This window comes from Streptomyces sp. NPDC046759, from assembly GCF_040645475.1.
GTDB lineage: Bacteria > Actinomycetota > Actinomycetes > Streptomycetales > Streptomycetaceae > Streptomyces.
The window spans coordinates 62086-87877 of sequence record NZ_JBEYYJ010000033.1; the positions used below are offsets into that span (position 1 = coordinate 62086).

The following is a 25792-nucleotide window of genomic DNA, read 5'->3' on the forward strand; positions in this document are numbered from 1 at the left end:
CCGCCTCCGGTCCGGTGAACCTCACCCTCCCGTACGCAGAACAATGGCCGGTGCACTCATTTTCCGGCGGCCGGTGCACTCACTTTCCGGCGGCCGGGGTCGCCGTACCGGCCGAACCACGGGCACCCGCCCCCTCGGTGTCCGAGACCGTTATGTCGGCGGTGCTCTGCACCGGCTTTCCGTGCACGGCCCACACGGTGCCGTCGTCGGCGTACAGACGCGCGGTGACGTGGTGGGTGCCGTGCGGGACGAGACCGTCGGTCAGGTGGTACCCGCGGGAGCGCAGCCGGGCGATCCGGTGTCCGTCGACGAAGAGGTGGACGAGCCCGCGCCCGGCGGCCGCCGTGGGCGCCGCGCCGGGTCCGGAGCAGCGGAAGTGGTGGAACGTCAGCCGGACGTCCCAGCCGCCGCCGGGATCGGGGGTCACCTCGACGTCGACCTGCGGCGCGTTCTTCCTGTCGACCTCGCGCAGATGCCGGCCGGTCCCGTCGGTGCCGTCCAGCACCTTGCCGACCGGTGAGGGCGTGAGGGTGCCGCCGTGGGCGTGACCGGTCGCGCAGCCGGCCGCGCCGAGCGGCAGCAGGACGCACGCCGCGAGCGCGGCGAGCGTCCTGCGGGTCCACGACGTCCTCGGCATGTCGGGAGAGTAGAGCAACGCTCCGGCCTCCCGGATCCGCCTGAAGTCTGGTTCCCGGCACCCCGCGAAGTCCGTCTGGCGCAGTAGTCGTGGCCCCCTTGCGCCCGCCCCCCACCTATTCCTACGGTGTTGCATAGGAATTGGGAGCGCAAGGGAGCGATCATGAGCGGGGACGCGCGGAAGACCGCTGCGGGACTGTCGTATCTGACCGGATTCGGCAACGAACACGCCTCCGAGGCGGTGCCGGGCGCCCTGCCCGAGGGCCGCAACTCGCCGCAGCGGGCACCGCTCGGGCTGTACGCGGAGCAGCTGAGCGGTACGGCGTTCACCGAGCCGCGGGCGTACAACCGCCGCTCCTGGCTCTACCGCATCCGCCCCTCGGCCGCACACCCCGCGTTCACCCGCACCGACAACGGAGCGATCCGCACGGCCCCCTTCACCGAGACCGTGCCCGACCCCAACCGGCTGCGCTGGAACCCGCTGCCCGAGCCGGCCGCCGGCACCGACTTCCTCGCCGGCCTGTGGACGCTCGGCGGCAACGGCGACGCCGCCCAGCGCACCGGCATGGCCGTCCACCTGTACCACGCCACCACCTCGATGGAACGCGTCTTCTCCGACGCCGACGGCGAGCTGCTGATCGTGCCCGAGCGCGGCGGGCTGCTGCTGCACACGGAGTTCGGCCGGCTGGCGGTGGAGCCGGCACACGTGGCGCTCATTCCCCGTGGGGTGCGCTTCCGTGTGGAGCTGCTGGACGATTCCGCCCGGGGTTATGTGTGTGAGAACTACGGCGCGCCCTTCCGCCTCCCCGACCTCGGCCCGATCGGCGCCAACGGCCTCGCCAACGCCCGGGACTTCCGCGCGCCGGTCGCGGCGTACGAGGACGTGCCCGGTCCGGTGGAGGTGGTGAACAAGTTCTGCGGCAACCTCTGGACCGCCACCTACGACCACTCCCCGCTGGACGTGGTCGCCTGGCACGGCAACCATGTGCCGTACGTCTATGACCTGCGCCGCTTCAATGTGATCGGCACCATCTCCTACGACCACCCGGACCCCTCCATCTTCACGGTCCTGACCTCCCCGTCGGACACCCCGGGCCTGGCCGGCGTCGACTTCGTCGTGTTCGCGCCGCGCTGGCTGGTGGGCGAGGACACCTTCCGGCCGCCGTACTTCCACCGGAACGTGATGAGCGAGTACATGGGCCTGATCGAGGGCGCGTACGACGCCAAGGCCGAGGGCTTCGTGCCGGGCGGCGGCTCGCTGCACAACATGATGTCCGCGCACGGACCGGACCGGGAGACCTTCGACAGGGCGAGCGCCGCCGAGCTGCGGCCGCAGAGGATCGACGACGGGCTGGCCTTCATGTTCGAGACGCGCTGGCCGGTGAGCCTGACCCCGCACGCGGCCGGCGCGGACCACCTCCAGGAGCGCTACGACGACGTGTGGCGGGGGCTCGAGCGCCACTTCCGTGCGTGACGCCGCTGTTGCGCCTCACGTTCCCCGACAGGTACGGATAGCCGCGTGACCTCCTTCGCCCCGGATTCGATCGTCCTGAACCGCAAGCTGCCGCTGTGGTACCAGGTGTCGCAGTCGCTGCGCGCCTCGATACTCGGCCGCTCCCCCGAGGACCCGCTGCGGCTGCCCACGGAGGAGCAGCTGGCGGAGCACTACGGCGTGAGTGTGCTGACCATGCGGCAGGCGCTGAAGGAACTCGAGGACGAGGGGCTGATCAGCCGTCACCGGCGGCGCGGCACGTTCATCGAGCCCGGCGCCCGACGGGGCGCTCCGGTACGGCTGCTGGGCTCGGTGGACGCGATCGTGGCCCAGCAGTCCGGGATGACGACGGAACTGCTGGACCACGGGCGGGTGCCCGTACCGGCCGGCCTCGCCGAGTACTTCCCGGATCTGGACGAGGTGGTGACGTACCACCGCCTCCGCAGCGACGAGAAGACCGGCGAGCCGACCAACCACGCCGTCAACCACATCCGCCCCGAGCTCGCCGCCCGCATCGACCCGGAGGATCTGGTCCGCTGGCCGATGACGAAGGTGCTCAGAGACGTCGTCAAGGCGGGCATCAGCCGGATCACCGACACCGTGGAGGCCCGCCTCGCCGACCCGGACACCGCCCGGCTGCTCCAGGTGCCGCTGCTCAGCCCGATCCTGCACTACACCGGGGTGACGTACGACGCGGCGGGACGGGTGCTGGACGTGGCGGTCATCCACTACCGGGGCGACCGCTTCTCGTTCACGGTCACCCTGGACGCCACCTGATACCGGTCCCGGTCAGGCCGTACCATGCCCTGCGTGACGCACGACGACGCTCCGCTGCTGGCGGACCTCATGCCGTGGTCCGTCGCACCGCTGCGGCCGGGCCGTGCCTGGCCGACGGCGCCCGATCCGGCCTCCCTGAAGGCCCGCTGGGACGCCCTGCTCAAGGCGGAAGGCCCGGACCGCGAAGCCCTGTTCGAGCCGACCCGCGCCCGCACGCTCGGCTCCGCGGTGGGCCAGCTGCCCGGCCGGTCCGCCGGAACCGGGCGGCTGGCCCGCGTCGCGGCCGACCCCTGCGCGGAGCCGGTCCGGGTCCTGGCCGCGCCCTTCGACGAGCAGTGGCTGATCCCGGACCACCGGCTGATCGACAGCGCCCGGCCGGAGTTGTGGCGGGTGGCGGACGCGCACCAGGTCTTCACGGTGGAGACGGGAGCGGAGGACGACCCGCTCCTTGCGACCGCCCTGCTGCCGACGCTCCGCACCGGCCGCATCCGCCCGCTGTACCGCCGCCCCGGCGGCGCGGAACCGAACCTCGCACCGGGTCTGACGGCCCACCTCGCCGACCGCCTGGGCGGGGCCCCCACGGCTCCGGCGGACGTCCTGGCCTGGATTCTGGCGGTCACCGGTCCCGAGCTGACCGTCCCGCTCACGGACGACCCCGGCATCTGGTCGTCCGGGGTCGAACTGGGCCGCCGCATGCTGTGGCTGATGCGCCGCGACGGCGAACGCCCCAAGCTGCCGGGCGGTCGCCGCCCCTACGTCCGCGCCCCCCTGCCGACCCGGCCCGTCACCCTGCACTACGACCAGGAGGAGGAGACCCTCCACCTCGACGGGGGCCGCATCTCCCCCGTGCCGCCGCAGGTCTGGGAGTACGAGGTGGCCGGGACCAGGGTCCTGGAGTCCTGGTTCACCACCCGCACGTCTCCCGGCGAGCCCGGCACCCTCGCCGCCATCCGCCCGGCCGACTGGCCGCAGACCTGGACGTCGGAACTCCTGGAACTGATCACGGTGCTGGCTCTGCTGGCGGAACTGCGCCCGCAGCGAGCCGAGTTGAAGGTGACGTCCGCGGTCTCGGCGACCGACCTGCTGCGGGCGGGCGTGCTTCCGGTGCCGGACGCCTCCCGCCGCCCCGCCTCGGTCCTGGACCATCACGAGGAGGGCCCCGAGGGCCAGTTCGCCCTGATCTAGTGCTGTGACCGCAAAGGTGTGCCGGAAAGCTCGCGGCGTCCGGTGCTGGGGGCACCTCCCACGCCCTTCAGGCAGTGGGGGAGCATCGCAAGGCGGAGCATCGCCCGCGTACGGCGGTGGCGCAGGACGCCGGGACGACACGTCGGCCCGGCGCGAACGCATCCGGCGCCCGGCCGGCCTGGAGGCCGGCCCTGATCGCCGTGTTCCTGCCGCTCGCCGTGCGCCGGCACGCACCCGGGGAGCGCTGACGGCCTGCTGTCGCGCTACTGACAGAACCGCCGGTCACGGGCCATGATCCGGTCATGGAACAGCCCACGGATCAGCAGCCCCTGCCCCTGGACGGCATCACCGTCGTCGCCGTCGAACAGGCCGTGTCCGCGCCCTTCGCGACCCGGCAGCTCGCCGACCTGGGCGCCCGGGTCATCAAGGTGGAACGGGTCGACGGCGGCGACTTCGCGCGCGGGTACGACACGGCGGCCCGCGGTCTCGCCTCCCACTTCGTGTGGTGCAACCGGGGCAAGGAGTCCCTCGCGCTCGATCTGAAGGACCCGCGCGGTCTGGACGCCGTACGGCGGCTCGTCGCGGACGCGGACGTGTTCGTGCAGAACCTCGCCCACGGGGCGGCGGCGCGGCTCGGTCTCGACGCGGCGACGCTGTGCGCGGCGCATCCGCGGCTGATCGCCGTGGACATCTCCGGCTACGGCTCCTTCGGCCCGTACGCGGACAAGCGGGCGTACGACATGCTGGTGCAGTGCGAAGCGGGGCTCGTGTCGGTGACCGGCACACCGGAGCAGCCGGTGAAGGCGGGCGTGCCGGCGGCGGACATCGCGGCGGCCATGTACGCGTTCTCGGGCGTGCTGGCGGCGCTGGTGCGGCGCGGGACGACCGGGCGGGGCGGTCCGGTGGAGGTGTCGATGCTGGAGGCGCTCGCCGAGTGGCTGGGTCATCCGCTGCACCATGCGATGCACGGGGGTGAGCCCCCGGCGCGCACCGGCCTCGCGCACGCCGTCATCGCGCCGTACGACGCCTATTCGACGGCGGACGGCGGGCGCGTGCTGTTGTCGGTGCAGAACGACCGCGAGTGGCGGCGGCTGGCCGAACAGGTCATGGGACACCCGGAATGGGGAACGGATCCGCGGTACGCGACGAACGCCTCACGGGTCGCGAACCGGGACGGGACGGACAAGTTGGTGGCGCGTGCGCTGCGCGCACTGGACACCGAGGAGGCCCTGGCGCGGCTGGAGAAGGCGGGCATCGCCTGCGCCCGGCTCCGCGACCTGCATGAACTGGCCGGGCATCCGCAGCTCGCGGCCCGGGACCGGTGGCGTGAGGTGGGGTCGCCGGTCGGGCCGCTCAAGGCGCTGCTGCCTCCCATCACCTTGCCGGGCGGGGACGAGGCACGGATGGGTGATGTGCCCGCGCTCGGACAACACACCGAAGCGCTGCTGCGTGCCGTGGGGATGACGGACGACGAGATCACAGCGATGCGCCGGGACGGTGTGGCGGCCTGAGCACGGGCACCCGGGAAAAGCTCCGGGGGGCGTCTGCCGGGTCGGCGGCGGCCGGGTGGCCGCCCGTCGGCCGCTCGGCTGCCCCGCTCAGTGCCCGCCGAACAGCGAGCGACGCAGCCGGCGCAGCGGCGCGAACAGCGAGACGCGGCTGACCCGCCTGCCCCGGTCGCTGCGCTGGTGCGCGGTGTCACGCGCCGTCAGCTCGCGCATCAGCGAGGTCGCCTCGACCGTCTCCCGCTGCGGTATGGCAGGACCCGCCAGCACCGACAGATGGCGGTCGAGGCGCGAACTGGTCGCGCTGCTCCCGCAGGTGATCGCAGGGACCCTGGCCCTGCTGCGCACTGTTATCTGTTCCATGTCACTCCCCACCCGTACGAGTCCACCCGGCCCGGGCAGGGTAACCCTATCGCCCCAGGGGGGCACGCGTGTATCTCGGCCACAGGATTCACCTTCCCTGCAAGGCGGTTGACCATCCCACGCTGACTACTCTCCGAATCCGACCGGTTTCAGGGCGAGTTGGACAATGGGCTGACCGGTGGGCTGCGCCGAGCCGCCGCCGGGCTCGATGGTCACGGCGAGTGACGTCGACGAGGTGTCGAGATCCTTCGCGACCAAGGGCGTGTCGCCCGCGAAGAGGCCGAGGGAGCGCGGCCCCGCGCCGGGGCGCACGAGCCAGAGCTGGTGGACGTGGCCGCCGGGCGGGGTGCCGTATCCGCTGAGGGTGACGACGGCTTCCTTCTCCGAGGCGGAAGCGATCACTCCGATCCCGCGGCCCCGCGCGTCCTTGCCGGTGGTGGCGCGGGCGTCGGGCGCGGCCAGAACGTGTGCGATCTCACGTGCGCGGGACCGCTCCGCGTCGAGTCGGTCCTGGTTGCGCTGCGCCTGCACCGCGAAGAGCGAGGCGACGACGAGGGCCGCCGCCGCGGTCGCCGTGGCGAACGGCACGAACAGGGGCCGCGTGCGCGGCGTACGGGTGCGTCCCGGCAGCGGCTGGGTGCCCCAGACGTGCGGTGGCAACTGGGTCGTGCGCGCCCGCGCCGGAACGGGGGCCCGCTCCTGCGGGAGGGTCCGTACGGCGGCCAGCACCCGCGCGCGCAGGGCGGGGGGCGCGTGCGCCGCCGTGGACCAGGCCAGGCGCACCGCGTCCTCGGCCAGCTCCCGCACCTCGGTGGCGCAGCGGTCACAGCCGTGCAGATGTTTCTCGAACCGGCGCCGCTCGCCGGACTCGAGGGCGTCGAGGGCGTAGGGCGCGGCGAGGGAGTGCGGGTCCTCGCGGCGCAGCAGCCTGCCCAGGATGCTCATGCGGCCCCTCCCAGGCACTCGCGCAGCCGGGTGAGCCCGTCACGCATCCGCGTCTTGACCGTGCCGAGCGGCAGCGAGAGCCGCTCCGCCACCTCACGGTAGGTGTAGCCGTCGTAGTAGGCGAGCGTCACGGACTGGCGTTGCAGGTCCGTGAGCCGGCGCAGACAGCGGCGTACCCACTCGCGCTCCATGCCGGCCTCGACCTCCTCGGCGACCTGGTCGAACGCCGGCTCCCCGGCGCGCAGGGCCTCCCGCTGCTCACGTTCGCCGGCCGCGCGGGCGCTGCGCACCCGGTCGACGGCCCGGCGGTGGGCGAGGGTCAGGATCCAGGACAGCGCGCTGCCCCGGCCGGGGTCGTACCGGGCGGCCGAGCGCCACGTCTCCAGCAGCACCTCCTGGGCGACCTCCTCGGACTGGGCGGGGTCCCGCACCACCCGTCGTACGAGCCCGTACACCGGCCCGGACACCAGGGTGTACAGGTCCTCGAACGCTCGCTGGTCGCCGCCCGCGACGAGCACCAGCAGCTCCTCCGCCCGCATGCGGGCCCCCTCCCCGTGGCCGCAGCCGGCCCTTCCGTGCACTCCACGCATCCGCACGAACGCACACCTCCCGCGGTTGATACGGATCAGCGGGCCGAAAACGCGGGTCATGAAGTGCCCAGAAGTTTTTCCCCGGCCGACCAATCCGATCGGCGGGCCGGTTTCGAAGACCCGTCCGTCAAAGGCAAGTCGGCACTGAGGACGGACGCATGACACCTCTCTTCTCCAGGGACCCCTTCTCCCGGGGCGGCACGGGACGTACGGGCCTGGCCTCGCTCCTCTGCGCTGCGCTGGCGGCCGGAGGGCTCGCGGCCGCCGGCGTCGCCACGCTGGCACCCAGTACGGCCTCCGCCTCCTCCCACCGGGAGGCCCCGCTGATCTCGGGGACCCCGCAGTACGACAACACCGACCTGTACGCGTTCGTCAGCCCGGACAAGCCCGACACGACGACGATCGTGGCGAACTGGATCCCGTTCGAGGAGCCGGCGGGCGGGCCGAACTTCTACACGTTCGCCGACGACGCCCAGTACGACCTGCACATCGACAACAACGGTGACGCGCGGGACGACCTGGTGTTCCGCTACACCTTCACCACACACACGAAGAACAAGAACACGTTCCTCTACAACACGGGCCAGGTGACCAACCTGGCCGATCCCGACCTCAACATCACGCAGACGTACGACATCGATCTGCTCCGGCTCAAGAACGGGCACGCGGTGTCGAGGACGAAGGTGGCGGACGATGTGCCGGTGGCGCCGTCGGACGTCGGCAACGCGTCCATGCCGGACTACGGCAAGCTGCGCGACCAGGCCATCTACAAGGCGGCGGGCGGCACCACGACCTTCGCCGGGCAGGCCGACGACCCCTTCTTCGCCGATCTGCGCGTCTTCGACCTGCTGTACGGCGGCAACCTCAGCGAGGTCGGCCGGGACACCCTCAAGGGCTACAACGTCAACACCATCGCCCTGCAGGTGCCGAACGACCTGATCCGGGAGTCGGCCGGGCAGCCGATCGTGGGCGTCTGGTCCACCACCCAGCGCCGCAACGCGCAGGGCTACTACACCCAGGTCTCGCGGCTGGGCAACCCGCTGGTCAACGAGGTCGTCAACCCGCAGAAGGACAAGGACAGGTTCAACGCCTCGCAGCCCGCGTACGACGCCCAGTTCCTGAAGAACGTCACCCATCCCGAACTGCCCAAGCTCATCGAGTCGATCTACAAGATCAAGGCGCCGAGCGAGCCGCGCAACGACCTCGTCGACGTCTTCCTCAAGGGCGTGAAGGGTCTCAACCAGCCCCCGAACGTGCGCCCTTCGGAGGAGCTGCGGCTGAACACCTCCGTCAAGCCGAGCATGCACCCCAAGCGGCTGGGCGTGCTGGACGGCGACAACGCGGGCTTCCCGAACGGGCGCCGGCTCACCGACGACGTGATCGACGAGGCGCTGCAGGTCGTCGAGGGTGAACTGGTCGGTTCCAAGAACGACTTGGGCGACGCGGTGAACAAGAACGACAAGGGCTTCGAGAAGTACTTCCCGTACGTCGCCGAGCCCACCTCCGGCTCGCGCGGCCCGCTCGCCAAGGGCACGACCGCCGGCACGGACGTGCGCAGCCAGCTGGGCGACGCCCTCCAGCCGGCCGGGACCTCCTCCGGCGGCTCCGGCAACACCGTGCTGATCGCCGCGTCGGCGGCCTCGGGAGCGGCCGGGATCCTGCTGCTCGGCACCGCGGTCGGCTGGTGGCGCAGGCGCATACGGCGCCCGTACTGACCCGGGCACCCACCCCAGACCGGCGCGGCCCGTAACCCCTCCCCCACGGCGGGCCGCGCCTTCCCCTTACGACCAGCATCAGGCGACCGAGGAGAGGCCATGTCTCCGCGTACGAACGACGACGAGGCCGGTGAGCGCCGGGCGCACCCCGAGCAGGACGCCAGGACACCGCCCGCCACCGCCACCGCCCCGCCCGAGACGGCCCGGCCGGCCTCCGGCCCCCCACGCCTGCCCGTCCCCGCCGAGGACACCGCGGCCTCCGCCCACCGGTTTCTCCCACCCCGGGACACCGAAGGAACCTCGGCCTCCACCCACGCCAAAGCCTCACCCGGGACCGCCGAAAGCCCCACGGCCCACGGCCACGACGAGCCCTCGCCCGAGAACCCCACGGCTCACGACCACGACCACGGCCACGGCCACGGCCACGGCGAACCCTCACCCGAGACCGCCGAAAGCCCCACGGCCCACGGCCACGATCAGCCCTCACCCCCGAGCACCCACACGCCCGAGACCTCCACCCGCCGATCCCTCCCACCCCGGGACACCGAAGGATCTCCGGCCTCCACCCACGCCAAACCCTCACCCGAGAGCACCGAAAGCCCCACGGCCCACGGCCACGACGAGCCCTCGCCCGAGAACCCCACGGCTCACGGCCACGGCCACGACGAACCCTCACCCGCAACCACCCACACGCCCGCGGCTTCCGCCCACGACGAATCCTCGGCCCGGGACACCCGGAGCTCCACGGTCTCCGGCTGCCGGGAATCCCCGGCCGGCGGTGCCGGGCGCGTGGATCCCGGATCCGAAGCGTCGCCGGGCTCTCGCCGTGGTTCCAGTTCGGGCGCGGTGCGAGACTCCGAAGAACCTCCCCCCGGTGCCGGCGAGCGCGTGGCCGCCGTCCGGCGGTTCGCGGCCGCGGGGCGGCGCTGGCGGGCCGCACAACTCGCTGGCTGCGCGGCCCTGCTGGCGGTGGCGCTGACCGGCGGGGCCATCGCCGTCGGTGCCGATCGGGCGCCCGCCACCGTGCCGGCCGCCTCCACGGCCGTGGACCCGGGGGTCCTGGGCGGCGGCAACCTGGATGCGAGCATCGCCGCGCTGCAGACGCATCTGCGGACCCAGCCCAGGGACTCCGGCAGCTGGGCCACCCTGGGCCTGGCCTACGTCGAGCAGGCCCGGACCAAGGGCGACCCCTCCCGCTACCCGCAGGCGGAGCGGGCACTGGGGCGGTCCCTCGCGCTGGGCCCGGACAACGACCAGGCGCTGGCCGGCCGCGCCGCCCTCGCCGCCGCCCGGCACGACTTCGAGGACGCCCTGACCTATGCGGACCAGGCGCTGCGTCAGAACCCGTACAGCGAGCGCGCGCTGTCCTTGCGCATCGACGCGCTGGTCGAACTCGGCCGCTACCCCGAGGCGTCGAAGGCCGCCGAGACCGCCGACGCCCGCAAGCCGGGTGTTCCGGTCTTCACGCGATACGCGTACGTGCACGAGCTGCGCGGCGACGTGACGACGGCGCGCCGGGTGCTCGGGCAGGCGCTGGCGGGCGCCACGTCGCCGGGCGACGTCGCATACGTGGCCGCGCAGCTGGGTCAACTGGCCTGGAATCAGGGCGAGTACAGGTCCGCCCTCACCTACTACGCCCGTGCGCTCGCCGCCGACGACACCTATCTCCCGGCGCTGGAGGGCCGCGCACGGGCGCAGGCCGCGAGCGGGGACCGCGCGGCCGCGATCAAGGGGATGGAGACGGTGGTCGCGCGCTACCCGCTGCCGGGTCCGCTCGTCGAGCTGGGCGAGCTGTACGAGGCGCGGGGCGCGGCCGGCGACCTGGCCAGGGCGCGGCGGCAGTACGCCCTGGTGGACGCCTGGATCGCACTGGCCCGCGCCAACGGCGTCAACGCCGACCTCGACACCGCGCTGGCCGCCGCCGACCACGGCGACAAGGCGGCCGCCCTGCGCGCGGCCCGTGCCGAATGGGCCCGCCGGCACACCGTGCACACCGCGGACGCGCTGGCCTGGGCACTGCACGTGAACGGCCGCGACACCGAGGCCCTGCCGTACGCCCGCCGGGCCACCGCCACCGGTTACCGCAACGCCGCCTTCCTCTACCACCGCGGCATGATCGAGCTGGCCACGGGCCACCGGCCGGCCGGCCGCGCCTCCCTCACCTCGGCCCTGCGCCTGAACCCGGGCTTCTCCCCGCTCGGCGCGGCCGCGGCCCGCAAAGCCCTGGAGGCCACGCAGTGAGGCTCCGCCTGCCCTTCCTCCTCCTCGCCGTGAGCACACTCGCGCTGCTGCCGGCCGGCCCGGCGAGCGCGCATCCGCTCGGGAACTTCACCGTCAACCGCTACGACGGTCTGGTCGCCGCCCCCGGGCAGCTCCGCGTGGACCACGTGGAGGACCTCGCCGAGATTCCGGCGACCCAGGCCGCACCCGACCTGAAGCGGCTGGGCACGGCCGCCTGGGCCCGGCAGCGGTGTGCGCGGGCCGCCGCCGGCAGCAGGCTCACGGTCGACGGTCGTACGGCCCCGCTGACCGCCGTCACCTACACGGCGCGGCTGCGTCCCGGCCAGGCCGGGCTGCACACCCTCCGCGTGGAGTGCCGGCTGACCGCCCCGCTCCCCCGCGGCCGCACGGTCGCCCTGGGCTTCCACAGCGCGGAGGCCGTCGGCGGACCCGGCTGGCGGGAGATCACCGCGCGCGGCGACCGGATGACGCTCACCGCGGCGGACGTGCCGAAGACCTCGGTGTCGCACGAACTGACCACGTACCCGAAGGACTTGCTGTCCTCCCCGGCCGACACCACCACGGCCTCGGTGCGGCTGCGCCCGGGCGGGCCGGCCCTCGCCGAGGAGCGGCAGCCGGCGCCGGGCGCAGCGATCCTGCCGCGGGGCGCCGACCGCTGGACCCGTGCGCTGGACGGCCTCGTGGCCCGCCGGCATCTGTCCCCCGGTTTCGCCGCCCTCGCGCTGCTCGTCGCGGTCGTCCTGGGCGCGCTGCACGCGCTCGCGCCGGGGCACGGCAAGACCCTCATGGCGGCGGCAGCGGCGGCGCGCGGAGGCCGGGCCCGGCCGCGGGACGTGCTGCCGCTGGCGGCCTCGGTCACCGTGACCCACACCCTCGGCGTGGTCGCGCTGGGCCTGCTGGTCACGGCCGGCTCCGCCGCCACGCCCTCGGTGATCGCCTGGCTGGGCATCGCCGGTGGCGCACTGGTCCTCGTGGCCGGCGCCAACCTCGTACGGAGGGTGTGGCCGGCCCGCCGTCAACACACGCCCCACGCGGGAGAGCACACCCGCGGGGGACATACCCACAGCCACTCTGGTCACAGCCACAGCCAAAGCCACAGCCACGCGGATCACACCCCCGGGAGCCACTCCCACAGCCACGCAAATCGCACCCACGGGGGCCACACCCACACCCACGGCGGTCACACGCATACCCATCCCACCGCCCCTACCCTCCGCGGCACGATCCTGCTCGGGTTCGCCGGTGGGCTCGTGCCCAGCCCCTCCGCCGTGGTGGTCCTGGTCGGTGCCGCCGCGCTCGGAAAGGCCTGGTTCGGGTTGCTGCTCGTCGTGGCCTACGGCGCCGGGCTCGCGCTGACGCTCACGGCGGCCGGCTTCGCCGTGGTGCGGCTGGGCTCCGGGGTGACCCGGGTGCTGGAGCGGCGCCCGCGCTGGACCGCGCACCCGCTGGCCGCGCTGGTGCGCCGGTCGGTGCCGCTCGCGTCCGCGCTGGTCGTCATGGCCCTGGGCGCCGGATTGGTGCTCAAGGGGGCCGCATCCGCGCTCGGCTGAGCTACTTTGGGGAGAAATCACGCGACTTGCCTTGGGGGGCGCCCGTGTCCGAAGAGCCGGGCCGCGACCGTGTGATCGCGGGCCGCTACCGTCTGCTGTCTCCGCTGGGCGAGGGCGGCATGGGCACCGTGTGGCGTGCCCGGGACGAGGTGCTGCACCGCGAGGTGGCGGTCAAGGAGGTGCGGGCCCCGGCGGGGCTGCCGGCCTCCGACGTGGAGCGGATGTACGCCCGCCTGGAGCGGGAGGCGTGGGCGGCGGCGCGCGTGTCGAACCGCAACGTGGTCACGGTGTACGACGTGGCCATGGAGGGCGGCCGCCCGTGGATCGTGATGGAGCTGGTGCGCGGGCTGTCGCTGGCCGACCAGTTGGAGGCGCAGGGTCCGCTCCCGCCGCAGCGGGCCGCGCACATCGGCGCCGAGGTGCTGTCCGCGCTGCGGGCCGCGCACGGCGTCGGCGTGCTGCACCGGGACGTCAAGCCCGCCAATGTGCTGCTGGCCAACGACGGCCGGGTGGTGCTGACCGACTTCGGGATCGCCTCGGTCGAGGGCAGCTCGGCGCTGACCATGACCGGAGAGGTGATCGGCTCGCCCGAGTTCCTCGCTCCGGAGCGGGCGTTGGGGCGGACACCGGGGCCGGAGTCGGATCTGTGGTCGCTGGGGGTGCTGCTGTACGCGGCCGTGGAGGGCGTCTCCCCGTTCCGTTACGACACCCCGCTCAGCACCCTGCGTGCCGTGGTGGACGACGAGTTGCCGCCGCCGCACCGGGCCGGGCCGCTCGCCGCGGTCATCGAGGGGCTGCTGCGCAAGGAGCCCGCCGAGCGGCTGGACGCCGAGCGGGCGGAACACGAGCTGCGGATCGTCGCGGCCGGGGGTGCTCCCGTCGCGGGAGGATCCCCCCGGGCGGCCACGACGCCGGTGCCGCCGTACGCCGCCCCGACGATCGCGGCCCGGTACCGGGAGCCGTCCGCGACCCCGCCGATGCCCCTGTCCGGCGCCACGGCACCCACGAGGTCCGCGCCGCCCGACGCGCCGGAGCGCGGCCGGCGTGCGGGCGTGGTGCTGGTGGCGGCCCTGCTCGCGCTCGTGCTGGCGCTGGCGGGGCTGACGTACGCGCTGATGAACCACAGCGGCGGCGGCCGGGGGACCGCGGGCGGCGGCACCCGGGCGAGCGGCGGCGCGCTGACGCCGACCGCGCACGGCACCACGGACTCGGGCGGCACAACCCCGTCGACCGCGGGCAGCAGCCCGTCTCCCAGCACCCAGCCGGCACAGTCGGTGCACGTCACCGTGGCCGGCACGAACACGTCGTACTCCGGGAGCTGTCCGCCGCCGGCCGCGCAGACGCCCGCCTTCACGGCGACGTTCACGGTGGGGCGGCTGCCCGCGCAGGTGGAGTACCGGTGGGTGACGACGCGGGGGTCGGTGTCGGATCCGGGGTGGCACACGCTGTCGTTCCCGGACGGCGGCGGCAGGACCCGGCAGGTACAGGTGACCCTGACGGTGTACCACGGCGGCGGGACGACCGAGGACCAGATCGGCGTGAAGGTGCGCGCTCCGGTGCAGACCGCGTCGAACGAGGTGCCGTTCTCGGTGAGTTGTACGACCGCCACGGCGACGGAGACCCCGTCGGGCGGGGCCTCCGCTTCGGCGTCGGGCTCGCCGGAAAGTTCACCCTGAGGGGCGAGCCCGTTCGGGTCACACGTTGTTGGTGAACGCCGGGAGATAGCCGCCGGACTGGCCGGCCGCGGTGGGGTGGTAGGACTCGCCGATGTCGAGCCAGTTGACGCTGTGCAGCCAGGAGTCGCCGGAGCAGATCTCATGGCTGGAGAACGCGGTGCGGACGTCGGCGAAGGCGAAGCCGTGGGCCTGGGCGCGCTTCTGGATGGCGGCGTCCATGTAGTCGGCCGCGTCGTTGATCGCGGACCGCTTGGTGTCGGAGAGCCCGAGGCAGGTCTGGCCGAGCAGGTAGAAGCGGGGGTAGCTGAGGACGACCACCCGGGCACCGGGGGCCTTGGCGCTGATCGCGTTGTAGACGGTGTCGAGCTTGCCGGGGAGCGTGGAGTCGACGTAGGCCTTGGCGGTGTTGATCCGGGAGATGCAGGAGCTGTCGGACTGGATCACACAGGTCGTCATGACGTCGGAGAACCCGGCGTCGTTGCCGCCGATGGTGATGGACACCAGTGAGGTCGAGGAGTTGAGCGAGCCGAGCTGGCTCGCCATGACGTCGTCCGTCGTGGCGCCCGAGCAGGCGTTGAAGGCGAACGAGGACGGGCTGTGCGCGGCGTTCCACAGGTACGGGTACGCCTTCGTGCTGCGGTCGCAGGAGCCGCTGGAGCTGATGTAGCTGCCCGAGCCGACTCCGGAGGAGTAGGAGTCGCCGAGCGCGACATAGCCCCCGGTGGCGGCCGTCGAGGAAGCCTGCGCCGAGGCGGCCCCGGTGAGACCGAGGCCGGCGGCGAGGAGGAGCGAGGTCACGAATCCGGTAAGTCGGGAACGTCTCATGGAACCTCCCTTTAGCAGGATCTCTGCCACAACTGTCGTAGCAACTACGCGTGTTGACGGGAAGTGTCCATGCCAAGACTTTTGGGGTCTCAACAGGATCAACCCGAGACGTTCACTGCTCATCTATTGCGCGTGCATGCCAAATCTGTTGACACCGCGTCAGCGCTCGGGCGTCCCGCCCAGGGGGGAATGAATGTTTAAAGACGTATCGTCCGTCTTGACGCCCTCACTGGGCCTGCGTCACATTGAAGCCCGGCATCCGGCGCGTCGGGGGGCAAAGTCGCCAATGCGGAACATACACATCAAGACATCGTCATTGCCGCTGCTCGCGGGGGCCGCGACCGCCGTGGCAGCGTTCGGCGCGCTGCTCTCTCTCATCGACTCCGGTTCCTGGCTGCGCGGACCGTGCAGCCTGTTCTTTCTGCTCGCGGCGCCGGCCGTGGCACTCGCCGCGGCCCTGCGCGGGCTGGATCCCTTCGGCCGGGCGCTCTGCTCGCTCGCGGGCTCGGTCGTCGTCAACATGCTGATCGCCCAGGGCATGCTCGCGGTTCACCGCTGGTCGGTCCGCGGCGGCGTGGTGGCGGTGACCGTGCTGAGCCTGCTGCTTCTGCTCCTGGTCCTGTTCCGGGAACGAATTTCCGGAAAACGCACACAAGACCGAGCAACACCGGCCAAAGTTGTGTAACGGTCAAACCAACAAAACCGTGAGGCAGCCTCGCAGGGGTTGCCTTTCGGGTTCAATCGTCAATACCGTCGTACATCTCACCCGCACCGGCACGTCGGCACACGGCTCCAGGGGAGGGCTCAGGGCCGCGGCGTCCACCGGCGCGGGGCGCGGTAGGGGGGTGCCGTGCTCGGTGACCGCAACTGTGACCGAGTCGTGCCGCGCGACCGGCTGCCGTTCTTCTCCGGCGGACCGGCCAGCTTTGCCAGCTCATCGGCGTGCACGGAGACCAGTTCACCGCGCCGAAGATGAGAACCCCCCTTTCGAACCGGACACAGAGCCGGGCCGCCCGGGGGTGGGCGGTCCACCGGACGAGAGGGAAAAGACTCATGAGTTCCGTCCTGCGCCCGCCCAGTTCAGGGCACCAGGATCCGACGATCGCCACGCACTACCGGCCGATCTCCTCTCACCTGGCGATCACTCCGCCGGTGAGCGTGGTGATTCCCGCGATGAACGAAGCGGAGAACCTGCCCTACGTCTTCAAGACGCTGCCCGACTGGATCCACGAAGTCGTCCTGGTGGACGGCAATTCGACGGACGACACCGTCGACGTGGCCCGTTCCCTGTGGCCGGACGTCAAGGTGGTGGATCAGCGCGGCAAGGGCAAGGGGGACGCCCTGATCACCGGTTTCGAGGCGTGCAGCGGCGACATCATCGTGATGGTCGACGCGGACGGCTCGGCGGACGGCGGCGAGATCGTCAGTTACGTCTCCGCGCTGGTCTCCGGCGCCGACTTCGCCAAGGGTTCGCGCTTCGCCAACGGCGGTGGCACCGACGACATGACCTTCATCCGCAAGCTCGGCAACTGGGCGCTGTGCACCGTCGTCAACCGCAAGTTCGGCGCCCGCTACACCGATCTGTGCTACGGCTACAACGCGTTCTGGCGGCACTGCCTCGACAAGATCGACCTCGACTGCACCGGCTTCGAGGTCGAGACGCTGATGAACATCAGAGTGGTCAAGGCCGGCCTGAAGGTCCAGGAGATCCCGAGCCACGAGTACCTCCGCATCCACGGCACCAGCAACCTGCGGGCCGTGCGCGACGGGTTCCGGGTGCTCAAGGTCATCCTCAAGGAACGCTCCAACCGGCGCGAGCTGCGTCGCCAGGAACGCCACTCGCCGATGCTCGACGCCGTCCGGGGAGAGGTGTCTTGACCGATCCCGGCATCTCCGTCGTGATCTGCGTGTACACCGAGGACCGCTGGGAGGACATCCTCGCGGCGGTCTCCTCGGTGCGCGCGCAGTCGTATCCGGCGCTGGAGACGCTCCTGGTGGTGGACCACAACCCGGTCCTGAAGGACCGGCTGGAGCGCGAGTACAAGGAGGCCCACGGCGTCCGGGTGCTGGCCAACGCGGGCCCGCGCGGCCTGTCGGCCGGCCGCAACACCGGCATCGCCGCCTCGCACGGCGAGGTCATCGCCTTCCTGGACGACGACGCCGTGGCCGAACGCGACTGGCTGCGCCGCTTCGCCGAGGGGTACGCCGACCCGCGCGTCATGGCGGTCGGCGGCCGTACGCTGCCCGTCTGGGCCTCGGGCAGGCGGCCCGCCTGGTTCCCGGAGGAGTTCGACTGGGTGGTGGGCTGCACCTACAAGGGGCTGCCGCCGGGCCGGGTCCGGGTCCGCAACGTCCTCGGCGGCAACGCCTCTTTCCGGCGTACGGCGTTCGAGGCCGCGGGCGGCTTCGCCACCGGCATCGGCCGGGACGGCGACCGCCGCCCGCTGGGCTGCGAGGAGACGGAACTGTGCATCCGTCTCACGCGCGCGCGTCCCGACGCCGTCCTGCTCATCGACGACCGCGCGGTGATCCACCACCGGGTGCCCGCACCCCGCGAGCACTTCGCCTACTTCCGCACCCGCACCTACGCCGAGGGCCTGTCCAAGGCGCTGGTCGCGAAGAGCGTCGGCGCGGACAAGGGCCTGGAGTCCGAACGCCGGTACACCACCCGGGTACTGCCCGCAGGGGTCGCTCGTGGCCTGCGGGACGCCCTGCTGGCCCGGCCGGGCGGCGCGGGACGCGCGGGCGCGATCGTCGCCGGGGTGCTCACCGCCGCCGGCGGCTACGCGCTGGGCAGCCTGCGTGCACGGCGGGGCGGTCCGACGTTCTCGGTGGCGCCGATCGAAGGGGGCACCGGTGAGTGACACTCCCGTACCGATCCTCATGTACCACTCCGTCGCCACCGCCCCCAACGACGCCACCCGCGCCCTGTCGGTCGGGCCGGAGGCGTTCGCGGAGCAGATGGCACTCGTCGGCGACCTGGGCCTGACCCCGGTCACCACCGCCGACCTCGCGGCCCGCTGGCGCACCGGAAGCCCGCTGCCCGCCCGGCCGGTGCTGATCACCTTCGACGACGGCTACGAGGGCGTGCACCGGCACGCGCTGCCCGTGCTCGCCAAGCACGGCTTCCCGGCCACCTTGTTCGTCTCCACCGGGTGGATCAGGGGCGCGTACGACACCGGGGGCGGCCTGGACACCATGCTGGACTGGCGGCAGGTGCATGAACTGGCCGCCGCCGGCGTGGAGATCGGCGGCCACAGCCACACCCACCCGCAGCTCGACCAGCTCGACGACGGCGCGCTGCACAGGGAACTGGCCCGCTGCACGGACATCGTCCGGGACGAACTCGGCGCCCGCCCGGTGTCCTTCGCCTACCCGTACGGCTACTCCGACCGCAGGGTCCGCCGGGCCGTGCGCGAGAACGGGTACGCCCAGGCGCTGGCCGTCGGCAACGCCCTGGCCCGCCGCCGCCAGGGCCCGTACGCGCTCCGGCGGGTCACGGTCCGGCGCGGCACCGGCGTGGAGGAGTTCGAGCGGCTGCTCCACGGCCGGGCCATCGCCCGCACCTTCGCCAGGGACCGCGTCCTCACCCAGGGGTACGCCCTCGTCCGCAGAGCCCGCCAGGTCCGCCGGAAGGCCATCCGTTCCCGTGTCTGACACGACCACCACGACCGAGTCCGCGACGACCGGCGCCGAGGCGCCCGAGAAGCCCGGGCGCCGCCTCCGGCTGCCCGGCACGGGCCGCTCGCCCGGCGGCAGCCCGCTGTTCCGCAACGCCTACGCGCTGATGCTCAACACCGGCATCTCCGCCGTCCTCGGACTCGGCTTCTGGCTGGCCGCGGCACACTACTACTCCGAGTCGGCGGTCGGGCAGGGCTCTGCCGCCATCGCCGCGATGAAGTTCCTCGCCGGGCTGACCGCGGTGACCCTGACCGGCGCCCTGGCCCGCTTCATCCCGGTCGCCGGGCAGCGCACCGGCACACTCATCTCCCGTACGTACGCAGGCAGTTCGCTGCTGGTGGCGGTCGCGGCCGGCATCTTCCTGCTGACCCTGGACACCTGGGGGCCGTCGTACCGCTTCCTGCACGGGACGGTCAACGGACTCGGCTTCATCGTCGCCGTCATCGCCTGGAACCTGCTCACCCTGCAGGACGGCGTGCTGACCGGGCTGCGCAGCGCGACCTGGGTGCCGCTGGGCAACACGGTCTTCTCGGCGGTGAAGCTGGCCCTGCTCGTCGCGTTCGCCGTGGCCGTCCCGACCGCCGGCGTCTTCGTCTCCTGGGTGGCCGCGATCGCCACCTCCGTGGTGCCGCTGGGCTGGCTGGTCTTCCGGCGGCTGGTGCCCCGGCACGTCAAGGCGACCGAGGACCACGCCACCCCGCCGACGCTGAGGCAGGTCAGCAGGTTCCTGGCCGGCGACTACACCGGCTCGCTGTTCTCGCTCGCCGTGATCTACCTCGTGCCGGTGATCGTCGCCTCGCAGGTCAGTTCGGCGGAGAACGCGTACTTCTACATCGCCACCACGATCGGCGGCACGACCGACCTGCTCGCCATCAACATGGGCGCGTCCCTCACGGTCGAGGGCTCGCACGACCCGGGGCGGCTGGCCGCCTACACCCGCGCCGCGCTGCGGCGGATGGCACGGATCATGCTGCCGATCGCAGCCCTGTGGATCATCGGGGCGCCGTGGATCCTCGGCGTGTTCGGCGCGGGCTACGCGCACGCGGCGACCCCGCTGCTGCGCTGGCTCGCGGTCGGCTCGGTGCTGCGGGTGGTGATCGAGACGTACTTCGCGGTGCTGCGCGCGCGCAGCCGCACCGCCGGTCTCGCCTGGCTCCAGGGTCTGCTGTGCGCGCTGGTACTGGGCCTTACCCTGCTGCTCCTGCCCCGGATGGGGCTGACCGGCGCGGGGGTGGCCGAGGCCGGGAGCCTCGCGGTGATCGCGGCGATCGCCGCGCCGAGGCTGTGGAAGACGATCCGGACCGCGGCGGACGCGGTGCCCGACATCGCGGCACCCGACGGGGACCTCGCCGACCTGGGCGCCTTCCCCCACTCCCGGCTTCCCGTGAGCGGGGAGACCCCCACGGTCCCGTCCTCCACCCCGGCACGCCGGCACAGCCCGGCCTGGGCGCTGGACTCCGACACCCTCGCCCTCGGCATCCACGTGGACTTCGACCACGTCGAGCGCCGTCCCGACGTCCGCCCCGGTCCCGGCACCCCACCCGCCGGTACGCCGGTGCCCGCGCCGGCGGTTCAGGTGGGACTCCCGGTCGAAGCACGGGAGCCCGGCAGCGAGGCCTCGCTGGGCCCCGCCGAGGCCGAACTGCTGCGGGAGGCGGAGGCGGCGGAGGTCGACGCGCCGTTCACGGAGGAGGAAATGGACGCGTCCGTCGGGAGGATGCACCCGCACCCGGCACCGGCCGCGCACACCGCCGCACCGGACGAGCCCGCGGCCGGCGAGCCCGAACCCGAGGGGCTCCCGGCACCGGTCCCGCTCCGTCAGCGGCCGGCGCCCACCCGCTCCGGTGTGGTCCTCGGCTGCCTGCTGATCGCCGCGCTGCTGCTGTACTGGGTGCCCGCGCTGCGGCTCGGCGAGGCCGATCTTGACCGGATGGGCGGCCTCGGGCTGATCTCGGTGCTGCCGCCGCCGACCCTGGCCGGGGCGGGTCTGCTGGTCACCGTGTTCGCCGCGCTGCTCTGGCTGCGCCGCGAGCACCGGGCGCTGCTGCTGGTCACGCTGGTGGCGACCGTGGTGTCGCTGCACGCGCTGCCCGCCCTGATCGAGACCGAGCCGCGGTTCCCGACGGCCTGGCAGCACCTCGGGTTCCTCGACTACATCGACCGCACCGGGTCGGCGGTACCGGATCTGGACGCCCGCTGGAGCTGGCCGGGCTTCTTCGCGGTGGCCGCGTTCGCCGGCCGGGCCTGCGGGGTCACCGACTTCACCGAGGTCATCCGCTGGTGGCCGACCGCCATCCAGCTCTCCTATCTGGCGCCGATGTTCCTGCTGACGCGGTCGCTCAGGGCGAGCTGGCGGGCGAAGTGGACCGGTGTCTGGCTGTTCGTGCTGTGCGGCTGGGTCGGCCAGGACTACTTCTCGCCGCAGGGCTTCACCTATCTGCTGTACCTGATGTTCGTGGCGATCCTGCTGGTCTGGTTCCGCCCGCCGCGCGTGATCTGGACCAGGTTCCGCCCGGGCGAGGCCGAGGTGGAACCGGCCGACCGGCGTCAGCGAGCCGGACTGCTGCTGGTGCTGATCGGCCTGTACGCGGCGAGCGTCCCCGCGCACCAGCTGACCCCGTTCGTCATGCTCGGCGTGCTCACGGTCCTCGTCCTGCTCGGCCGGTCCGAACTGCGCGGCCTGCCGCTGCTGTTCGCGGTGCTGGTCGCGGTCTGGGTCGGCTTCATGGCCGAGCCGTACTGGTCCGGGCACTTCAACGACCTGTTCGGCGGGGTCGGCGGGGTCGGCAGCAATGTCTCGACCTCCGTGTCCGGCCGGATCCAGGGCGGCAGTTCGACCCACAAGCTGGTGCTGTACGCGCGGGTGCTGCTGGCCGGCTCGACGATGGCGTTCGCCTGCTGGGGCTGGTGGCGCCGCCGCTTCCACCGCTACCGCGAACGTTCGCTGCTCGTACTGACCTTCGTGCCGTTCCTGGGCTTCGGCATGCAGTCGTACGGCGGCGAGATGGCGCTGCGCGTCTTCATGTTCGCGGTGCCCGGCGCGGCCCTGCTCGGCGCCCTCGCCCTCTTCCCGCGGACCGGCGTCACCGCGAAGGAGCGCGAGAAGGACCGGGCGAGTCTCGCCCCGCTGGCTGCCCTGCTGGCCGGGCTGCTGCTGATGGGCGGCTTCCTGGTGGCCCGCTGGGGCAACGAGCCGTTCGAACGCACCCGGCCCGGCGAGGTCGCGGCCATGAACTGGGTGTACGCCCACGACAGGCCGACGGTGCGGCTGCTGTGGCTGACCCAGGACACGGTCAACGACGTGACGCCGGCGATGCCGTGGGGCGCCAAGGACATGGAGCGGGTGAACTATGTGCCGACGCTCGCACCGACCGACCCGGTGCTGGTCTCCGGCCTGGTCAAGGCGCTCAAGGACGCCGGCCCGAACTCGTATCTGATGGTCAACCGGAGTCAGGTGACCTATCTGCAGCTGGACGCCGGCTACTCCGCGACCTGGGAGCCCCGGCTGATCGAGAACCTGGACGACCGGCAGGAGCTGACGAAGGTCCTGGTCAACGACGACGTCACCGTGTTCGCACTGCGCAAGCAGCCGGCCGGTGCGGTGCCGCGGCAGGAACCGGGGCCGATCGGGCCGCAGGTGACCTGGACCCCGTGGTCGGTGGTCGGCGCGCTGGCCGCCGTCGTGCTGATCCTGCTGCTGGCCGCGCGGGAGGTCGTACGGGTCGCGCTCGGGCCGGGTGTGCGCCGGCTGCGGCTGCTGCAGGGCACGTTCTGGTTCGCGCTGCCGCTGCTGGCGGTGGTGCTGGCCTCGCTGGTGCAGCGGTTCCTGACGATGAAGTGAGTGACGGGCCGGCGGTGGGGGGTGGCTCAGCGATCGAGCCACCTCACCTCGTACGGCCGCATGTCGAACCGCTTGCCGTCGACCTGCGCACTGATCGTCCGGTCCAGGGTGTTGACCACGAGAGCCGTCCTGGCGGTGGCCAGGACGCGGACGTTGGGCGCGTCGTCCGCCGCGACGGACACGTTCTGGTACGCCGTCTTCGGCGGGAAGGCCTTGGCGAACCGGGACACCAGGTCGTACATGGGCAGGGGCGTGCCCCCGGAGGCGCTGTCGGTGGGCGTCCACAAGCAACCGGGGCAGTCGGTGCCCCTCCTGTCCTCCGGGTTCCAGTAGAAGCCGGAGTCGGCGCCGCCCCTGACCATGGAGATCATGCCGGTGGCCTGCACGGCGAGGCGGTGCGGCTCGGACCAGCCCGTGCGGTTGCCGTTGCCGTCGCCGGGCTCCACGTAGTACTCGGCCCACCACAGCGGCAGGTCGTGGGTCTGCCGCCGTACCCACTCGCTCACCGCCGTCAGCTTGTCGGTGGCCGCGAACTCGTCGGGCAGCAGGTCGTCGTCGTGGGTGTAGCTGGAACCGTCGACCACGGTGAAGTCGGCACCGGCCTTGTGCGCGTTCCAGTAGGAGAAGGCGTCGAGGACACGCCGGTCCATCGCGCCCCAGGGTCCCTTCAGCGCGGTGGAGGCGTTCTGGTCGCGCGGATCTACGCTGTCCATCACCAGGTAGGGCCCGCCGACCATGATGTCCTTGCCGACCTTCTTCAGCGCCCTGTACACCAGGTTGTACATCCTGGTGTAGCCCTCGTAGTCCCAGCGGGACCCGGCGTCGTTCCAGAAGCCCTTGAACTCGTTCCAGACGATGAAGTGCTTCACGTCCGGGTAGCGCCGGGCGACGGTGGCGGCGAGGGCGGCGAAGTCCTGGTAGTGGTCCGGGGTGGGTGCCGTCTCCAGGGCGGCCTGGCTCCAGTTCGTGTTGCCGACCCCGGCCTTGCCGCCCTTCATCCAGTCCGGGGAGCAGCACAGCGTGATCACCGGGGCGCCGCCGGAGGCGCGCATGAAGTCGACACGGCGGTCGAGCGCGCCGAAGTCGTAGTGCCCCGCGACCGGTTCGGGATTGTCGGCGCCCCAGCCCATGATGTGCTGGTTCTGCGCCAGCCCGGCGTCCTGCCCGAGCAGTCGCCGCACACGGGCGGTGGCCGCACCGGCGCCCTCGTCGGCGCTGTACTGGGTGTGGGTGAAGCCCCAGCCGACGTAGGGCTCCGGTTTCGCACCGGGCCCGGCCGGAGTGCCGTGGACCTTGTCGCCGTCGCGTGTGGTGCCGGCCGTGCTGGGCCCGCCGGACAGCGTGCCGAACAGGGTCACCGCCAGGGCCAGCACGGCCGCGCCCACCCCGAGCAGGGCGGTGAGTCGCCACCGCCGAGTATCCGAATCCCACCCATGACGTCCCATCGGGGACAACAGTAACGGCGGAAGCGGCGCTTCGGGCAGGTGTGGGAAACACGCGGAGAGCAGCGCCGCGAAAGGGCGCGGGGCTGCTTCCGCATGTGGCTCCGCCGCGCGGGCGCGAGCGGTCCAGGACGGCCCGCGCGTTCCGAACCGCGGCTTGCACCGGTGCGAAATGCCGTGCGCACGGCACGTCCGTGCCGGATCATGGCGGCATGTCTGCGAACCCACACGACGCTCTGCCGATCCGGCTCCACGTCGACGACTCCGACTCGCCCTCCGACGTCGTCGACGCGCTGTTCCTCGGCCGCTTCGCGACGGGCGAGCAGCCGTACTCGTACGCGGCGAACATCGACCGCGTGCGCTCCGGCGCGACCCTGCTGCCCGACGGCGCCCGGGTGCTCAGGATCGCCCGCGACGACGACCGCAGCGCCACCCTCGCCGAGGGTGACGGCTGGACCCTGCTGATCTCCCGCTGGAACCGCGGCGCGGACGTCACGGTCACCGCGACCAGCGCCGAACTCGCCGAGACGGTCCTCGACCAGGCGACGGACGGCGCCGCCGACGAGCCCGAGCCGCAGCCCGAGAACGTGACGATGGGCTTCTGGTACGTCTCCCCCCGGCGCGGCCCGCACCGCACCACCCGCCAGATCTCCGCGGGCACCTGGGACGAGGTCCGCGCCAACTACACGGCACCGGTGGCGGAGGCGATGGACCGCCTGATGCACACGACCCCGGAGGACATCGCCGGCCGGCTGCTCCTGCTGCACGGCCCGCCCGGCACCGGCAAGACCTCGGCCCTGCGCACCCTGGCCCGCTCCTGGCGCGACTGGTGCCAGGTCGACTGCGTCCTCGACCCCGAACGGCTCTTCTCCGACGTCGGCTATCTGATGGACATCGCGATCGGCGAGGAGGACGCGGCGGGCAAGGGCCGCTGGCGTCTTCTCCTGCTGGAGGACTGCGACGAACTGATCCGCGGCGAGGCCAAGCACACCGCGGGCCAGGCACTGTCCCGGCTGCTGAACCTCACCGACGGCCTGCTCGGCCAGGGCCGCAACGTCCTGGTCGGTGTCACCACCAACGAGGACCTGGAGCGCCTGCATCCGGCCGTGGTCCGTCCCGGCCGCTGCCTGGCCCGCATCGAGGTGGGCAGGCTGACCCGCAGCGAGGCGCTGCACTGGCTCGGCGGTGAGACCGACGGCCGCAAGGATGCCGTCGGCCGTGACGGGGCGACGCTGGCCGAGCTGTTCGCCCTGCGCCGGGGCACGGCGCCGACCTCGGTGCCCGGGGCGCGGGACGGCGCGGACGCGGGCCTGTACCTGTAGTGCTTT

The 25792-nt window shown here is 72.6% G+C and carries 20 protein-coding genes; 14 read left to right on the plus strand and 6 right to left on the minus strand.

The features are described 5' to 3' along the window. Nucleotides 1–79: 79 nt before the first annotated feature. On the minus strand, nt 80–637 hold the full coding sequence (locus tag ABZ919_RS33990; RefSeq protein ID WP_361255594.1) for a hypothetical protein: 558 nt from the start codon (nt 635–637) through the stop codon (nt 80–82). 162 nt (nt 638–799) lie between these two features. On the opposite strand from ABZ919_RS33990, the gene hmgA reads away from it, so the two are divergent. From hmgA to ABZ919_RS34010, 4 genes are all read left to right on the plus strand, one after another. Then, entirely contained in the window at nt 800–2110 is a 1311-nt protein-coding gene (hmgA, locus tag ABZ919_RS33995; RefSeq protein ID WP_361255597.1) for a homogentisate 1,2-dioxygenase, read from the plus strand. 45 nt (nt 2111–2155) lie between these two features. Continuing rightward, entirely contained in the window at nt 2156–2905 is a 750-nt protein-coding gene (locus tag ABZ919_RS34000; RefSeq protein WP_361255600.1) for a GntR family transcriptional regulator, read from the plus strand. Between the two features lie 24 nt (nt 2906–2929). After that, nucleotides 2930–4090, plus strand: coding sequence for a type ISP restriction/modification enzyme (locus ABZ919_RS34005; protein WP_361255603.1), 1161 nt, complete (start codon nt 2930–2932; stop codon nt 4088–4090). Between the two features lie 302 nt (nt 4091–4392). Then, complete coding sequence (locus tag ABZ919_RS34010) at nt 4393–5601, plus strand: CaiB/BaiF CoA-transferase family protein (protein ID WP_361255606.1); 1209 nt, start codon at nt 4393–4395, stop codon at nt 5599–5601. A gap of 87 nt (nt 5602–5688) precedes the next feature. Here the strand turns inward: ABZ919_RS34010 and ABZ919_RS34015 are convergent, their stop codons facing one another. The 3 genes from ABZ919_RS34015 to ABZ919_RS34025 form a co-directional block, all read right to left on the minus strand. Next, complete coding sequence (locus tag ABZ919_RS34015; protein ID WP_079161579.1) at nt 5689–5958, minus strand: hypothetical protein; 270 nt, start codon at nt 5956–5958, stop codon at nt 5689–5691. A 126-nt stretch (nt 5959–6084) separates the two neighbouring features. Further along, nucleotides 6085–6903 (minus strand): anti-sigma factor, encoded by an 819-nt coding sequence (locus ABZ919_RS34020; protein ID WP_361255609.1) that lies wholly within the window; start codon nt 6901–6903, stop codon nt 6085–6087. Further along, nucleotides 6900–7442, minus strand: a complete 543-nt coding sequence (locus ABZ919_RS34025) for a sigma-70 family RNA polymerase sigma factor (RefSeq protein WP_361255612.1) — start codon at nt 7440–7442, stop codon at nt 6900–6902. Before ABZ919_RS34025 ends, ABZ919_RS34020 begins: the two co-directional genes overlap by 4 nt. Before the next feature lie 209 nt (nt 7443–7651). Here ABZ919_RS34025 and ABZ919_RS34030 point away from each other — a divergent pair, with 209 nt between their 5' ends. From ABZ919_RS34030 to ABZ919_RS34045, 4 genes are all read left to right on the plus strand, one after another. After that, nucleotides 7652–9208 carry a DUF4331 domain-containing protein gene (locus tag ABZ919_RS34030; protein WP_361255615.1) on the plus strand — a complete coding sequence of 519 codons (1557 nt, stop codon included), beginning with the start codon at nt 7652–7654 and terminating at the stop codon, nt 9206–9208. A gap of 846 nt (nt 9209–10054) precedes the next feature. Continuing rightward, on the plus strand, nt 10055–11449 hold the full coding sequence (locus ABZ919_RS34035) for a tetratricopeptide repeat protein (RefSeq protein ID WP_361255724.1): 1395 nt from the start codon (nt 10055–10057) through the stop codon (nt 11447–11449). Nucleotides 11450–11478: 29 nt separating this feature from the next. Then, entirely contained in the window at nt 11479–12999 is a 1521-nt protein-coding gene (locus tag ABZ919_RS34040) for a sulfite exporter TauE/SafE family protein (RefSeq protein WP_361255618.1), read from the plus strand. A 44-nt stretch (nt 13000–13043) separates the two neighbouring features. Further along, nucleotides 13044–14675, plus strand: coding sequence for a serine/threonine-protein kinase (locus ABZ919_RS34045; protein ID WP_361255621.1), 1632 nt, complete (start codon nt 13044–13046; stop codon nt 14673–14675). Between the two features lie 18 nt (nt 14676–14693). On the opposite strand, the gene ABZ919_RS34050 is transcribed toward ABZ919_RS34045, so the two are convergent. After that, on the minus strand, nt 14694–15500 hold the full coding sequence (locus ABZ919_RS34050; protein WP_361255623.1) for an SGNH/GDSL hydrolase family protein: 807 nt from the start codon (nt 15498–15500) through the stop codon (nt 14694–14696). 316 nt (nt 15501–15816) lie between these two features. Between ABZ919_RS34050 and ABZ919_RS34055 the strand changes: the two genes are divergently transcribed. The 5 genes from ABZ919_RS34055 to ABZ919_RS34075 all read left to right on the plus strand — a co-directional run bounded on the left by ABZ919_RS34055 (nt 15817) and on the right by ABZ919_RS34075 (nt 23022). After that, complete coding sequence (locus ABZ919_RS34055; RefSeq protein WP_361255626.1) at nt 15817–16185, plus strand: hypothetical protein; 369 nt, start codon at nt 15817–15819, stop codon at nt 16183–16185. Between the two features lie 368 nt (nt 16186–16553). Then, nucleotides 16554–17378: a glycosyltransferase family 2 protein gene (locus tag ABZ919_RS34060; RefSeq protein WP_361255629.1), complete on the plus strand. Its 825-nt coding sequence runs from the start codon at nt 16554–16556 to the stop codon at nt 17376–17378. Next, nucleotides 17375–18364 carry a glycosyltransferase family 2 protein gene (locus ABZ919_RS34065; protein ID WP_361255632.1) on the plus strand — a complete coding sequence of 330 codons (990 nt, stop codon included), beginning with the start codon at nt 17375–17377 and terminating at the stop codon, nt 18362–18364. Before ABZ919_RS34060 ends, ABZ919_RS34065 begins: the two co-directional genes overlap by 4 nt. After that, on the plus strand, nt 18357–19157 hold the full coding sequence (locus tag ABZ919_RS34070; protein WP_361255635.1) for a polysaccharide deacetylase family protein: 801 nt from the start codon (nt 18357–18359) through the stop codon (nt 19155–19157). The genes ABZ919_RS34065 and ABZ919_RS34070 overlap by 8 nt, the downstream gene beginning before the upstream one ends. Further along, on the plus strand, nt 19150–23022 hold the full coding sequence (locus ABZ919_RS34075) for a lipopolysaccharide biosynthesis protein (RefSeq protein WP_361255638.1): 3873 nt from the start codon (nt 19150–19152) through the stop codon (nt 23020–23022). Before ABZ919_RS34070 ends, ABZ919_RS34075 begins: the two co-directional genes overlap by 8 nt. Nucleotides 23023–23048: 26 nt before the next feature. Here ABZ919_RS34075 and ABZ919_RS34080 read toward each other — a convergent pair whose 3' ends face one another. Then, nucleotides 23049–24467, minus strand: a complete 1419-nt coding sequence (locus ABZ919_RS34080; RefSeq protein WP_361255641.1) for a xylan 1,4-beta-xylosidase — start codon at nt 24465–24467, stop codon at nt 23049–23051. A gap of 209 nt (nt 24468–24676) precedes the next feature. On the opposite strand from ABZ919_RS34080, the gene ABZ919_RS34085 reads away from it, so the two are divergent. Next, nucleotides 24677–25786, plus strand: a complete 1110-nt coding sequence (locus tag ABZ919_RS34085) for a DUF5925 domain-containing protein (RefSeq protein ID WP_361255644.1) — start codon at nt 24677–24679, stop codon at nt 25784–25786. The last annotated feature ends 6 nt before the right edge of the window (nt 25787–25792 follow it).

Excerpts from the sequence above, each read along its gene's own strand:
- ABZ919_RS34005 (WP_361255603.1), top strand. The coding sequence starts at position 2,930 with ATGCCCTGCGTGACGCACGACGACGCTCCGCTGCTGGCGGACCTCATG.
- ABZ919_RS33990 (WP_361255594.1), bottom strand. The coding sequence starts at position 637 with ATGCCGAGGACGTCGTGGACCCGCAGGACGCTCGCCGCGCTCGCGGCG.
- ABZ919_RS34085 (WP_361255644.1), top strand. The coding sequence starts at position 24,677 with ATGTCTGCGAACCCACACGACGCTCTGCCGATCCGGCTCCACGTCGAC.
- ABZ919_RS34010 (WP_361255606.1), top strand. The coding sequence starts at position 4,393 with ATGGAACAGCCCACGGATCAGCAGCCCCTGCCCCTGGACGGCATCACC.
- ABZ919_RS34015 (WP_079161579.1), bottom strand. The coding sequence starts at position 5,958 with ATGGAACAGATAACAGTGCGCAGCAGGGCCAGGGTCCCTGCGATCACC.
- ABZ919_RS34050 (WP_361255623.1), bottom strand. The coding sequence starts at position 15,500 with ATGAGACGTTCCCGACTTACCGGATTCGTGACCTCGCTCCTCCTCGCC.
- ABZ919_RS34020 (WP_361255609.1), bottom strand. The coding sequence starts at position 6,903 with ATGAGCATCCTGGGCAGGCTGCTGCGCCGCGAGGACCCGCACTCCCTC.
- ABZ919_RS34060 (WP_361255629.1), top strand. The coding sequence starts at position 16,554 with ATGAGTTCCGTCCTGCGCCCGCCCAGTTCAGGGCACCAGGATCCGACG.
- ABZ919_RS34025 (WP_361255612.1), bottom strand. The coding sequence starts at position 7,442 with ATGCGGGCGGAGGAGCTGCTGGTGCTCGTCGCGGGCGGCGACCAGCGA.
- ABZ919_RS34080 (WP_361255641.1), bottom strand. The coding sequence starts at position 24,467 with ATGGGACGTCATGGGTGGGATTCGGATACTCGGCGGTGGCGACTCACC.
- ABZ919_RS34030 (WP_361255615.1), top strand. The coding sequence starts at position 7,652 with ATGACACCTCTCTTCTCCAGGGACCCCTTCTCCCGGGGCGGCACGGGA.
- hmgA (WP_361255597.1), top strand. The coding sequence starts at position 800 with ATGAGCGGGGACGCGCGGAAGACCGCTGCGGGACTGTCGTATCTGACC.